The organism is Streptomyces sp. 8N706 (genome assembly GCF_052245415.1).
Taxonomy (GTDB): Bacteria; Actinomycetota; Actinomycetes; order Streptomycetales; family Streptomycetaceae; genus Streptomyces.
Genome location: NZ_JBQQBW010000084.1, coordinates 18,023 through 29,725 on the forward strand (window position 1 = coordinate 18,023; position 11,703 = coordinate 29,725).

The window sequence follows — 11,703 nt, forward strand, 5'->3', positions numbered from 1 at the left end:
CTGCCTCGGGTTCCTGCTTCGGGGCCCATGTGAGGGCCTCTTCCGGTGGCCCGCTGCATGTGGTGGGCCCCGTCATGGGCCTCCGTCACGGCCTTCGTCGGCCGAAGAGGCCTGAACGGATATGACAAACCCCCCGGCGCAGAGGCGCCGGGGGGTTTGTCAGGTCTGTCGGGGCAGCGCGATCGGCGCTCAACCCTGGTACGGCTTGGCCTCGAGGATCTTCACCGAGGCCTTACGGCCGTTCGGCAGCTCGTACTCGGCGTCGTCGCCGACCTTCTTGTCGAGAACGCCGCTGCCCAGCGGGGACTGCGGGGAGTAGGTCTCGATGTCCGCGCTCGCGTATTCGCGGGAGGCGAGCAGGAAGGTCAGGGTGTCGTCCGGGTCGCCGTCGAAGGCGATGGTGACGACCGTGCCAGGGGCGACCACACCAGTGGCGGCAGGCGCCTCGCCGACCTTCGCGTGCTCCAGCAGCTGAGTCAGCTGGCGGACACGGAGCTCCTGCTTGCCCTGCTCCTCCTTGGCGGCGTGGTAACCGCCGTTCTCCCGCAGGTCACCCTCTTCCCGAGCCGCCGCGATCTTCGTGGCGATCTCGGTACGTGCGGGACCCGACAGGTACTCCAGCTCGGCCTTCAGCTGGTCGTACGCCTCCTGGGTGAGCCAGGTGACGTTGTCGCTGGTCTGGGTCACAGGTGCTCCTCGTCGGTACTGGGATACAAAGCAACGCCCTACCCGGAGGATTAACGCCTTCACCGGTGGGCGAAACCACGAGCCTAACAATTCCCACGGGAAAGGGGGAGGAAGAAACCGACTAAATTTGCGTCCACGCAGGTCAGTCCTTGTACGGGCCCAGGATTCCCGTCGGCGGACGTCAGTCCGGTACGCCCGTCACCCGGAGGACGCGGTCTCGCAGCCGACCAGTTCCGCCGTCGTGGCGCGCCGGGTCGTCCGGACCGTTACGACCCTGTCCACGCGGTCCGCACGCTCCTCGAAGCGGATGTCCTTGCGGCCCACCTCGGCGCCGTCCTCGGCTTGCGAACGCAGAGTGCAGACACCGTCCGTGTCCGCGTCCTTACGGACCTCGAGGTGGACCTCGACCGCCGAGTCCGAGACCACCTTGAACTTGATCAACTCACCGCTGACATCCTGCCCGGAGATGTACGAGGCGCCCGACCAGGCGATCACCGCCAGCAGCGCGGCGCCCAGCACGGCACCGACGAGCTTCAGCTTGCGGTCCGCGCGGGCATCGGCGGAACGGCCGTATCGCCCGTCCGGCAATCCCTCGCGCGTGGCGGTCATCGTCGTTCCTCCCGCGATGCGGACCATGGAATGTACGGCCTCTCGTTTCGGTCACTATAGAAGGCGCCTTCTCCAGTCGTAGGAGAGGGCCGCGACCGATGACTGAGGATCCGAGGATCGAGTCTTGACCGAGCAACTGCGATTGATGGCGGTCCACGCCCACCCCGACGACGAGTCGAGCAAGGGCGCGGCGACGATGGCCAAGTACGTGTCCGAGGGGGTGGACGTGCTGGTCGCGACCTGCACGGGCGGTGAGCGTGGCTCCATCCTCAATCCCAAGCTGCAGGGCGACCCTTACATCGAGGAACACATCCACGAGGTCCGGGCCAAGGAGATGGACGAGGCCCGGCAGATCCTGGGCGTCAAACAGTCCTGGCTGGGCTATGTCGACTCCGGACTGCCGGAGGGCGACCCGCTGCCGCCCCTCCCCGAGGGGTGTTTCGCCCTGCAGGACGTCGATGAGGCCGCGGGCGCGCTGGTGAAGCTGATCCGCGAGTTCAAGCCGCATGTGATCACCACATACGACGAGAACGGCGGCTACCCGCACCCCGACCACATCATGACCCACAAGATCTCGATGGTGGCCTTCGACGCCGCGGGCGACCCGGGGAAGTACCCGGGGACGGGGGAGCCCTGGCAGCCGCTGAAGCTCTACTACAACCAGGGGTTCAACCGGCCGAGGACCGAGGCCTTGCACGAGGCGCTTCTCTCCCGGGGGCTGGAGTCCCCGTACGGCGAGTGGCTGAAGCGCTGGAAGGAGTTCGAGCGGGTCGAGCGCACGCTGACCACGCATGTTCCCTGCGCGGAGTTCTTCCCGATCCGCGACAAGGCGCTGATCGCTCACGCCACCCAGATCGACCCCGACGGCGGCTGGTTCCGGGTTCCGATGGAGCTCCAGCAGGAGGTCTGGCCGACGGAGGAGTACGAGCTCGTGAAGTCGCTCGTCGATACCTCCCTCCCCGAGGACGACCTCTTCGCCGGCGTCCGAGAGAATTGATCCCATGACGTTTCCGACCACCATCCCCGGGGCTTCGGCATGGGGAACACCCGCTGCGGCGCATCTGGTCCCGCTCGCCAAGGAGCTGGACCAGAACAAGGTGACGCCCGGCGTCCTCGGCTTCATCGTCTTCGCCCTCATCGGTGGCGCGGTGTGGCTGCTGATGAAGAGCATGAACAAGCAGTTCAGGAAGATCGACTTCGAAGAGGCTCCGGCGGCCTCCGGCGCGGGTGACGCCGTGCCTGGGGCCCGCGGGGCCGAGTCCGACCAGGCGGCCGCCCCGACCCGGGACTGACCCACCGGGCCGGTCGCCGCCTGTCCGCCGGTGGACCACCGGCGGACCGGCTCGGCGACCGGTGGCTCGGCCGCGCCTCGCCACCCGCCGCCTGGTCCGGTGCAGGCCGGCCGATGGCCGGGGCCGCCGGATCTCGGACTCGTGGCGGCACCGCTCCGCGCAGGGACGCGCCTCGACGTGGAGCGGCGCCGGGCCGGGCGCCGGTCAGGTGTCGGGGAGCGACTGGCGAGAAGCCGGGACGCTGACACCCATCACCTCCCGGGAGTGGCGGTTCGGCACCATGCCGAGCCGCCATGCCTGCCAGCCGGTCTCCGGCTCCACACCCCGCTCCAGGATCAGCGTGTACGCCTCCGCGCAGTCCTCCAGTTTCGGGTCCCGTCTCTCGTGCGACTCCCGCAGGAGCTGGGCGAGCTCCTCCTGAGCCACCGCCGTGCCCACCACCGATCCGCCTGCCGAGGCGAACGGCAGCAGTGTGCAGCGCAGGAATCGGGACCAGTCATCGCCGCGCCGGTCGCCGTAACTCACGAACAGCCGCCCTGCCTCCTCCGCGAGGTCCAGCGCCTGCGCCGTCCGGCCGTTGCCCGCGTCGATCACGGCCAGCTCTATGCACGACCACGCCTCGCCGTGCGCGACGCCCACCCGGTGGAAGTCCTGCCGTGCGTCCTGCAGCAGCTGGCGGGCGAAACCGCTGTTGCGCAGGCTGCCCGTCTGGGCCGCCCGCTGGTCGCGGGTGACCCGCGCCGAGTGGTGCCGTGCGCACGCCAGCCCGTAGACGTCCCGCATACGGCTGAACATCGTGCGGGACCGCTCCAGCTCCCGCACCGCCGTATCGTGCTCACCCCGCTCCTCCAGGGCCTGGCCCAGGTAGTAGCGGGTCCAGGCCTCGCCTCGCGCGTCCTCGTTGTCACGGTGGCGGGAGAGCGCCTGCCGCAGCTGGTCCGCCGCGGTGGCAGCGTCGTCGTCCACCAGCCGGGCCCGGGCCAGCTGGGTCAGCGCCCAGGCCTCCCCTCGGGCGTCACGGGTGCTGCCGTACTCCTCCAGCGCCTGCCGCAGCTGCTGCTCCGCGGGCGAGACCTCGCCCATCCGCAGATACACCTGCCCGAGCTGGAAGTGTGCCCAGGCCTGGCCGTGCAGGCTCTCACTGCCCCGGTGCAGCTCCAGGGCCGTCTCCAGCATCTCCAGGGCTTCCGCTATCCCTGCCCGGTCGCGCTCCACCGCCGCCAGCGCGTGCAGAGTCCACGCACGGTCCCCGCGCAGTTCGTCGCCCGTCTGCATGTCCAGGGCGGCCCGGAGCTTCGCGGCGGCCTCGGGCAGATTGCCCTGGTGATGCAGGGTGATGCCGAGATCGCGCAGGGCCCTGGCCGCGCCCGACGGATGCTGCGCCTCGAAGTAGAGGTCCACCACCGACGACAGGGTCGTACGGGCCTTGTCCAGCTCACCGAGCTGGCGGGCCGCGACACCTGTGCGCCACTGCACCGACCGTACGAGCAGCCCCCGGTCGGCGGCCTCCGTCAGCTCGCTCAGCTCGCCCAGCCGGTAGAGATCGCCGCGCAGCAGGCAGTAGTCGCACAGCGCACCCAGCAGATGCAGGACCGCCGAGTGGTCCACGTCCTCCGCATGCCGGAGCGCCGCCGTGATGAAGCTCGACTCGTCGTCCAGCCAGCGCAGCGCCGCGTCGAGCGAGGTGAACCCGTGCGATCCGAACTGATCCGCGCGAGTCGACGTCTTGCCGTCGACCAGCCGGATCACCGAGTCGGCCAGCTCGGCATAGCTACGGATCAGCCGCTCCTGCGCCGCCGCGCGCTCCGCCGGGTCCTCCTCGTCCAGCAGCCGCGCGTGTGCGAAGGCGCGTACAAGGTCATGGAGCCGGTAGCGGGTGCCCCGGACATGCTCGATCAGCCCGGCTCGGGACAGGGCCGCGAGCCGGCGATCGGCCTCCTGCTCGTCGGTGGCCAGGAGCGCGGCCGCCGCAGCAGCACCCAAGCTGGCCCGCCCGGCCAGCGACAGCCGCCGCAGCAGTCTGCGGTCGCTGTCCGACTGGTCGGCATAGCGCAGGCTCAGCGCCCGCTCGACCGGGTCCACCGGGCCGTACGCCTCCAGATCGGCCGCCAGCCCGGTCGGCGTACGGGAGCCCAGTGAGGACCCCGCGACCCGCAACGCCAGCGGCAGCCCACCGCACAGCTCCCGGATCCTGTCCCCTGCCTCCAGGTCGTAGGGCCCCGTCGACTGCGGCTCCGCCACGGCACCCAGCAGCTCCTCGGCCCCGGCGGCGTCCAGCGGCTCGACCGGCATCTGATGGACCCGCGCCGGGACGTCCGGCGGCAGATCGAGCGGAGCCCCGGCGGTGACCAGCAGCAGACTGTCGGAGCGCTCCGGCAGCAGCACCCGCACCTGCTCCGGATCGGAGGCGTCGTCCAGAACGACCGTGACCGGCAGCCCCGTCACATGCTGGTGATAGAGCTCGCTCAACCGCCTGACCTGCTGCTCCTGGGAGGACCGCTCCCGGAAGAGCAGCTGTTCACGGGGTGCGCCGAGACGGTTGAGCAGATGCAGCAGGGCGTCCCGGGTGGGCAGCGGCACCTCCTCGGAGCTGCCCCCGCGCAGGTCCACCACACACGCCCCGCGGAACTGGTCACGCAGATGGTGCGCCGCCCGCACGGCCAGGGTGGTCCGGCCGGAACCCGGCGCACCGTGCAGCACCACCACCGTGGGCTTCGTCTCGGTGCTCGCCCGGGAGGCGTGCACCCACTGTGCGATCTGCAGGAGCTGTGGCCGCCGTCCGGCGAACGGGCCGTCCTCCTCCGGCAGATGGCCGAAGGACTGCTGGAGTACGCTCCGCCGCCGGGCCGCCGCGCTCTTGTCCCCGCCACGCAGCTGGGGCCCCCGCCCGCTCCTGCCGACCGGACCGCCCCGGCCCCGGCCCCGGCCCGGGGACGTGCCCGCGGCCACGCCGTCGCGCCGATTGACGGCGGCCAGCATCCGCTGCCGGTCCAGGAACGGCCGGATGCCCCGCACCTCCAGCGCCGTCAGCCACTCCAGTCTCAGCTGCTCCTCACCGCCCGGCCGGCCCCGCAGCCCCGCATCGCGGTGCGCCGAAGGCCAGTGCCCCACCGTGAGCTTGAGGACCGCGGCCGCGCTCCCCGCCACGACCACCGCCGCACCGGCCGCGAGGGCCGTGCCCGCCGACGTCCCGTACCCCAGGTCCGTACCGACGGCGGCCACCGCCGCCACCGCTGTGACCAGGGCCGGCGTGCCCAGCGCCGCACGCGAGAGCCGCGGGCCCGGCGGCCGCCTGCCCGCGGACTCCTCCAGCGCCCGCACATAAGCGCCGTACTCCTCGGCCGCCGACGCCGCCAGGTCGTCCAGCGCGTCACGCGCCCGCCCCAGCAGCACCGCCCCGTCCGTGCGCCCGCCCGAGCGCCGCACCTCCTCCTCGACGGCGCGCGCCAACAGCCGCTCCACTTCCGCCCGGTGGCTGTCCCGCAGAATCGCCAGTGAGCCCGGCATGGGCTTCCCCCTCCAGCAGCGAACGTCTCGTGCGCAAGTCTTCCGCGTCTACGGGATTTCCGTGAGCCCTGTGGATAACTCCCCCGAGCGGCTGAATGAGTCAGGATGGGTACATGCCGAACCGACTGGCCCATGAGACCTCCCCGTACCTGCTCCAGCACGCGGACAACCCGGTCGACTGGTGGCCGTGGTCGGAAGAGGCCTTCGCGGCGGCGCGACGGCGCGATGTGCCCGTGCTGCTCAGCGTCGGCTATTCCTCCTGCCACTGGTGCCATGTGATGGCGCACGAGTCCTTCGAGGACCCGGACTCCGCCGCCTATCTCAACGAGCATTTCGTGCCGGTCAAGGTGGACCGGGAAGAGCGGCCCGATGTCGACTCCGTCTATATGGAGGCGGTGCAGGCCGCCACCGGACAGGGCGGCTGGCCGATGACCGTCTTCCTCACCCCGGACGCCGAGCCCTTCTACTTCGGCACCTACTTCCCGCCCGAGCCGCGCCACGGAATGCCGTCCTTCCGGCAGATCCTCCAGGGCGTACGGTCCGCCTGGGACGACCGGCGTGACGAGGTCGGGGAGGTCGCGGGGAAGATCGCCCGCGATCTCGCCTCGCGCTCGCTCACACTCGGTGACACCGCCCCGCAGCCGCCCGGCGAGGACGATCTCCATGCGGCGCTGCTCGGCCTCACCCGCGACTACGACCCCACGCACGGCGGATTCGGCGGCGCGCCGAAGTTCCCGCCGTCCATGGTGCTCGAGTTCCTCTTGCGGCATCACGCCCGCACCGGCTCCGAGGGCGCGCTCCAGATGGCGCGGGACACCTGCGAGGCCATGGCGCGCGGTGGCATTTACGACCAGCTCGGCGGCGGCTTCGCCCGCTACGCCGTGGACCGCACCTTCACGGTTCCGCACTTCGAAAAGATGCTCTATGACAACGCCCTGCTGTGCCGGGTGTACGCGCATCTGTGGCGGGCCACCGGGTCGGATCTCGCACGCCGCGTGGCGCTGGAGACCGCGGACTTCATGGTGCGCGAACTGCGCACGCGGGAAGGCGGTTTCGCGTCCGCGCTCGACGCGGACAGCCCGGCGTTCGAGGGCGAGGCCGCCGGTTCGGGCAGGCACGTCGAAGGCGCGTACTACGTCTGGACGCCCGAGCAGTTGCGTGCGGCGCTCGGAGAGGAGGACGCGCGCCGGGCCGCCGCGTACTTCGGAGTGACCGAGGCCGGGACCTTCGAGGAGGGCGCCTCCGTGCTCCGGCTCGCGCGGCAGGGGGACGGGCACGACGCCGGAATGGACCGGATCAGGGAGCGGCTGCTGGCGGCCCGTGAGGAGCGGCCGCGACCGGGCCGCGATGACAAGATCGTCGCTGCCTGGAACGGGCTGGCCGTCGCGGCCCTCGCCGAGACCGGTGCGTACTTCGACCGGCCGGATCTGGTCGAGGCAGCCCTGGACGCCGCCGACCTGCTGGTACGCGTCCATATGGATCACCACGGTCGGCTCCACCGCACCTCCCGCGACGGCGCCGCGGGCAGCAACGCCGGGGTGCTGGAGGACTACGCCGATATCGCCGAGGGCTTCCTCGCGCTGTTCTCCGTCACGGGCGAGGGCGTGTGGGTGGAGTTCACGGGGCTGCTGCTCGACACCGTGCTCCGGCACTTCACGAGCGAGGACGGCTCGCTGTACGACACCGCCGACGATGGTGAGACGCTGATCCGCAGGCCCCAGGACCCGACCGACAACGCCACTCCGTCGGGCTGGACCGCCGCCGCCGGGGCCCTGCTCTCGTACGCCGCCCTCACGGGCAGCTTCCGGCACCGCGAGGCCGCCGAGCGGGCGCTGGGCGTCGTCAAGGCGCTGGGTCCGCGGGCTCCGCGCTTCGTCGGATGGGGGCTCGCGGTCGCCGAGGCGGCGCTGGACGGACCGCGTGAGGTGGCTGTCGTAGGGCCCGACAAGGACCCGGCCACCGCGGCTCTGCACCGTACGGCGCTCCTGGGCACGGCGCCCGGCGCCGCAGTCGCGGTCGGCGCACCGGGCGCGGAGGACGCCGCGGATGTACCGCTGCTGCGCGACCGCCCGCTGCTGGAGGGCCGCCCGGCGGCGTATGTGTGCCGCAATTTCACCTGTGACGCGCCGACCGCCGACCCGGGGGTGCTGGCCGAGAGGGTCGGGGCCGAGGCGGGCTGACGCGCAGGCGCGACCCGAGCCGGTGGGCGGATGTGGCGGCGGAGGGGGTACGTGCGAAGGCGGGTGCATGTGGAGGCCACGCTGCGCTGCCCGTGCTCAGGCCTCAGGCGCCTCCGCGTCCTGCTCACCCTCGGCCAGCCGGAGGGCCGCGGTGGGCGGTGCCGCGGCCGAGCGCCCACGCCGGCACGGAGGCGGGAAGCCCCTTGCGAGGCAGGAGCCGCGCGGAGGCGGGAGCCGTACGGAAGGCGGGGCCGTACGGAGGCGGGAGCCGCGTGAAAGCGGGAGCCGTACGGAGGCGGGACCGCATGGAGGCAAGGAGCCGCGCGAAGGCAGGGCGGCCCGCACCTCGGCAGGACGACGAGACGTGGCCGCGGCATCGAAGCCACGGCCACGGGACAGGTGCGTCCGCCATCACGCGTGCTGGTAGGCCACCAGGGAGATGCCGACGTAGTGCACGACGAACGCCGCGAGCGTGAGGGAGTGGAACACCTCGTGGAAGCCGAACCACCGGGGGGAGGGGTTCGGGCGCTGCATGCCGTAGATCACGCCGCCGGCGCTGTAGAGCAGCCCGCCGACGATCACGCAGACGAGCACCGCGATACCCCCCCTGTGCATGAAGTCGGGGAGGAAGAAGACCGCTGCCCAGCCCATCGCGATGTAACAGGGGGTGTAGAGCCACCGGGGCGCGCCCACCCAGAAGACCCGGAAGGCTATGCCCGCAATCGCGGCCACCCAGATGGCCCACAGCAGCGCCTGTCCCCGCCCGCCCGGGACCAGCAGCATCGTGAGCGGTGTATAGGTGCCGGCGATGATCAGAAAGATATTGGCGTGGTCCAGGCGCCGGAGCACCGCCGTCGTCCGCGGGCTCCAGCTGCCGCGGTGGTAGAGCGCGCTGATGCCGAAGAGCAGACACGCGGTCAGCGTGTAGATCGCACACGCGATACGGCCGCGGGTGCTGTCCGCGAGCGCTGTCAGGAAGACACCCGAGATGAGCACCGCCGGGAACATGCCCGCGTGCAGCCAGCCGCGCAGCCGTGGCTTGATGGGCAGCGGGAGATGCAGCTGCCGGGGGCCGGAGGCCTCGGTGACCTCGGTCCGTCGGCCGGCTGAGGTCGCGGTGGAGCCGGATGGGATGTCGTCGGGTGCGGCGTCGTCGGATGAGGCGTCGGGCGCGGCGGCATTCATACGGCAATGCTAGCTACGCGACCGTAAGTTACGGCGTGATACCGAGTGGTGATGCTCACGGGATCGCCCTCTGGACAGAATGGCGTCCGGGTCGGATGATCATATGAGTGCGGTCGGCACCGGATGAGCGGTCACGAAGCGTCCGGGTCGCAGCCCCCACGGGGCAACTACTTCAATAAGCGGACTCCTCCTGGCCTCCGGCACGGGGGAACCCCAGGGTCGGGGGTCCGTTCAACCCCTCAATATGTGACGCCGGAGCAGCGCGGTTCCGGCGGGACGGAGCGATCGTGGCGCGCAGCAATGCGGCTCCCACCACCCTCACCCACCACCAGGAACTGATCTCCTGGGTCGACGAGATCGCCGCACTCACCGAGCCTGCCCAGGTCGTGTGGTGCGACGGTTCCGAGGCCGAGTACGAGCGCCTGTGCGAGGAGCTCGTCGAGAAGGGCACCTTCAAGAAGCTCGATCCCGTCAAGCGCCCCAACTCGTACTACGCCGCCTCGGACCCGAGCGATGTGGCGCGTGTGGAGGACCGCACCTTCATCTGCTCCGAGAAGGAGGAGGACGCGGGCCCGACGAACCACTGGAAGCACCCCGACGAGATGCGGAAGATCTTCGCGGGGGACGGGGGCATCTTCAAGGGCTCCATGCGCGGCCGCACGATGTACGTGGTGCCGTTCTGCATGGGCCCGCTGGGCTCGCCGCTGTCCGCCATCGGTGTCGAGATCACCGACTCGGCGTACGTCGCCGTCGCGATGCGCACCATGACCCGTATGGGCCGGCCCGTCCTCGACGAGCTCGGCAGTGACGGCTTCTTCGTCAGGGCCGTCCACACCCTCGGCGCGCCGCTCGAGCCCGGTCAGGCCGATGTGCCGTGGCCCTGCAACAGCACCAAATACATCTCGCACTTCCCGGAGACCCGGGAGATCTGGTCGTACGGCTCCGGCTACGGCGGCAACGCCCTGCTCGGCAAGAAGTGCTACGCGCTGCGCATCGCCTCCGTCATGGCCCGTGACGAGGGCTGGCTCGCCGAGCACATGCTGATCCTCAAGCTCACCCCGCCGCGCGGCGAGTCCAAGTACGTGGCCGCGGCCTTCCCGTCCGCCTGTGGCAAGACCAACCTCGCGATGCTCGAGCCGACCATCCCCGGCTGGACGGTCGAGACCATCGGCGACGACATCGCCTGGATGCGGTTCGGCGAGGACGGCCGCCTCTACGCGATCAACCCTGAGGCCGGTTTCTTCGGTGTCGCACCGGGCACCGGCGAGCACACCAACGCCAACGCCATGAAGACCATGTGGGGCAACTCCGTCTTCACCAACGTCGCACTCACCGACGACGGCGATGTGTGGTGGGAGGGCATGACGGAGGAGCTCCCCGCTCATCTGACGGACTGGAAGGGCAACGACTGGACTCCGGCTTCGGAGACCCCGGCCGCGCACCCGAACGCCCGTTTCACCGTCCCGGCCGGGCAGTGCCCGATCATCGCGCCCGAGTGGGAGGACCCCAAGGGCGTGCCGATCTCGGCGATTCTCTTCGGCGGCCGCCGCGCCACCGCCGTCCCGCTGGTGACCGAGTCCTTCGACTGGCAGCACGGCGTCTTCCTCGGGGCCAACGTCGCCTCCGAGAAGACGGCCGCCGCCGAGGGCAAGGTCGGCGAGCTGCGCCGCGACCCGTTCGCCATGCTGCCGTTCTGCGGCTACAACATGGGCGACTACATGGGCCACTGGGTCAAGGTCGGCCGGCAGGCCGACGCGGACAAGCTGCCGAAGATCTACTACGTGAACTGGTTCCGCAAGGACGCGGACGGCCGGTTCGTGTGGCCGGGCTTCGGCGAGAACAGCCGTGTGCTCAAGTGGATCGTGGAGCGGCTGGAGGGCAAGGCCGAGGGCGTCGAGACGCCGATCGGCATCCTTCCGACGAAGGAGGCTCTCGACACCGACGGTCTCGACCTCGCCGACGCCGACCTCGACTTCCTGCTCACGGTCGACAAGGAGGTGTGGCGCGAGGAGGCCGCCCTGGTGCCCGAGCACCTCAACACGTTCGGTGACCACACGCCGAAGGAGCTGTGGGACGAGTACCGCGCCCTCGTCCAGCGGCTCGGCTGACGCTCCCCGGACGCCTTCCGGAAGGTGCCCCGGGTGTCGGAGACACCCGGGGCACCGCCCTTGCCTCGATCGCCTCGATGCCGTCGGTGCGCAGGCTCCCGCCTGTCGCGCTGACGGCATCGTCGTACGCCGGGG

The 11,703-nt window shown here is 70.9% G+C and carries 8 protein-coding genes; 4 read left to right on the forward strand and 4 right to left on the reverse strand.

Features of this window, described 5'->3' with window-relative positions:
• Positions 1-189 precede the first annotated feature (189 nt).
• Positions 190-687, reverse strand: a complete 498-nt coding sequence (gene greA / locus ACTWQE_RS25350) for a transcription elongation factor GreA (protein WP_443331351.1) — start codon at positions 685-687, stop codon at positions 190-192.
• A gap of 198 nt (positions 688-885) precedes the next feature.
• The gene (locus tag ACTWQE_RS25355) at positions 886-1,296 is read right to left on the reverse strand and encodes a DUF4307 domain-containing protein (RefSeq protein WP_443331352.1); all 411 of its coding nucleotides are present in this window, start codon (positions 1,294-1,296) and stop codon (positions 886-888) included.
• Between the two features lie 124 nt (positions 1,297-1,420).
• On the opposite strand from ACTWQE_RS25355, the gene mca reads away from it, so the two are divergent.
• Positions 1,421-2,293, forward strand: a complete 873-nt coding sequence (mca, locus tag ACTWQE_RS25360) for a mycothiol conjugate amidase Mca (RefSeq protein WP_443331353.1) — start codon at positions 1,421-1,423, stop codon at positions 2,291-2,293.
• A gap of 4 nt (positions 2,294-2,297) precedes the next feature.
• On the forward strand, positions 2,298-2,588 hold the full coding sequence (locus ACTWQE_RS25365) for a hypothetical protein (RefSeq protein ID WP_443331354.1): 291 nt from the start codon (positions 2,298-2,300) through the stop codon (positions 2,586-2,588).
• Between the two features lie 204 nt (positions 2,589-2,792).
• Here ACTWQE_RS25365 and ACTWQE_RS25370 read toward each other — a convergent pair whose 3' ends face one another.
• Positions 2,793-6,095: a tetratricopeptide repeat protein gene (locus ACTWQE_RS25370; protein ID WP_443331355.1), complete on the reverse strand. Its 3,303-nt coding sequence runs from the start codon at positions 6,093-6,095 to the stop codon at positions 2,793-2,795.
• Positions 6,096-6,208: 113 nt separating this feature from the next.
• Between ACTWQE_RS25370 and ACTWQE_RS25375 the strand changes: the two genes are divergently transcribed.
• Positions 6,209-8,275, forward strand: a complete 2,067-nt coding sequence (locus ACTWQE_RS25375) for a thioredoxin domain-containing protein (RefSeq protein ID WP_443331356.1) — start codon at positions 6,209-6,211, stop codon at positions 8,273-8,275.
• Between the two features lie 411 nt (positions 8,276-8,686).
• Here the strand turns inward: ACTWQE_RS25375 and trhA are convergent, their stop codons facing one another.
• Entirely contained in the window at positions 8,687-9,460 is a 774-nt protein-coding gene (trhA, locus tag ACTWQE_RS25380) for a PAQR family membrane homeostasis protein TrhA (RefSeq protein WP_443331357.1), read from the reverse strand.
• 287 nt (positions 9,461-9,747) lie between these two features.
• Between trhA and ACTWQE_RS25385 the strand changes: the two genes are divergently transcribed.
• On the forward strand, positions 9,748-11,568 hold the full coding sequence (locus ACTWQE_RS25385) for a phosphoenolpyruvate carboxykinase (GTP) (protein WP_443331358.1): 1,821 nt from the start codon (positions 9,748-9,750) through the stop codon (positions 11,566-11,568).
• The last annotated feature ends 135 nt before the right edge of the window (positions 11,569-11,703 follow it).